The 816-nt window shown below is 76.1% G+C and carries 1 protein-coding gene; it reads right to left on the bottom strand.

Going from position 1 to position 816, the window contains the following annotated elements; all coding sequences use genetic code 11:
• The coding region (locus tag CAY82_RS27365; protein WP_218190848.1) for a hypothetical protein at positions 1 to 816 on the bottom strand (816 nt) is incomplete at both ends.

Here is an 816-nt window from a genome sequence, read left to right as displayed (position 1 = left end):
CTCGGCCGCCCTGCGGAAGGCGTCGGCCGCCTGGCCCAGCCGGTCGGATCCTCCGGTGTGCCGGAAGTTCAGCCGTTTCGCCTCGCCCAGCTCCAGCCAGGCGCGCGCCCGCACCAGCGGAGCGCCGCCGTTCCTGGCCGCGAGCCCGAAGATGTGCTCCGCCTCCCGGAGATCCACCAGGTCCTCACGGGTCCGGTAGCGCAGCAGCAGCGCCCGGCCCAGCATCATAAGCCGCTGGGTGAGCCGGGGATGGCCGGCCGGGGGGTGCATCCGGCAGTCCCGCAGCACCCGGATCGCGCGCGAGACGAACGCCGCGCCGCCCGCCAGCTCCGCCCGCTGGAGCAGGACCGCGCCCCACTCCTCCATCAGCTCGCCGTACTCGGGACGGTCCCGCAGCATCTGCCGGCCCGCCTCCTCGAACCGGTCGGCCGCCTCGTCCAGATACGACGGCGGCCCGCCCGCCGTGTACCGGTGCACCCACAACCGGGCGGACCGGACCAGCACCTCGGCCCGGAGCGACTGCTCCCTGACGTCCTCCAGCGTCCGCGCCACCAGCCTGCCGGCCTGCTCCAGCCGGTCGCCCGCCAACAGCAGCGCGTCGGTCAGCAGCAGTTGGACCCGTACCCGGTCCTCGATCGGCGCCTGCTCGGCGGCCAGCGCGGCACAGGCGTACTCCAGCGACTCGGCGGCCTGCCCGGCGTACACCCGGGACCGTTCGCCGTCCTCGCCCGTCCCGGCCAGCATCAGCAGCGCCCGCCCGCGGGCCAGCGACAGCCCGGCCGGCCGGGGGATGTCCTCCCCGGCCCAGGGGCGGCC

Source organism: Pseudomonas sp. SID14000 (assembly GCF_002165135.1).
Classification (GTDB): domain Bacteria; phylum Pseudomonadota; class Gammaproteobacteria; order Pseudomonadales; family Pseudomonadaceae; genus Aquipseudomonas.
This window is presented reverse-complemented; position numbering and strand designations above follow the sequence as displayed.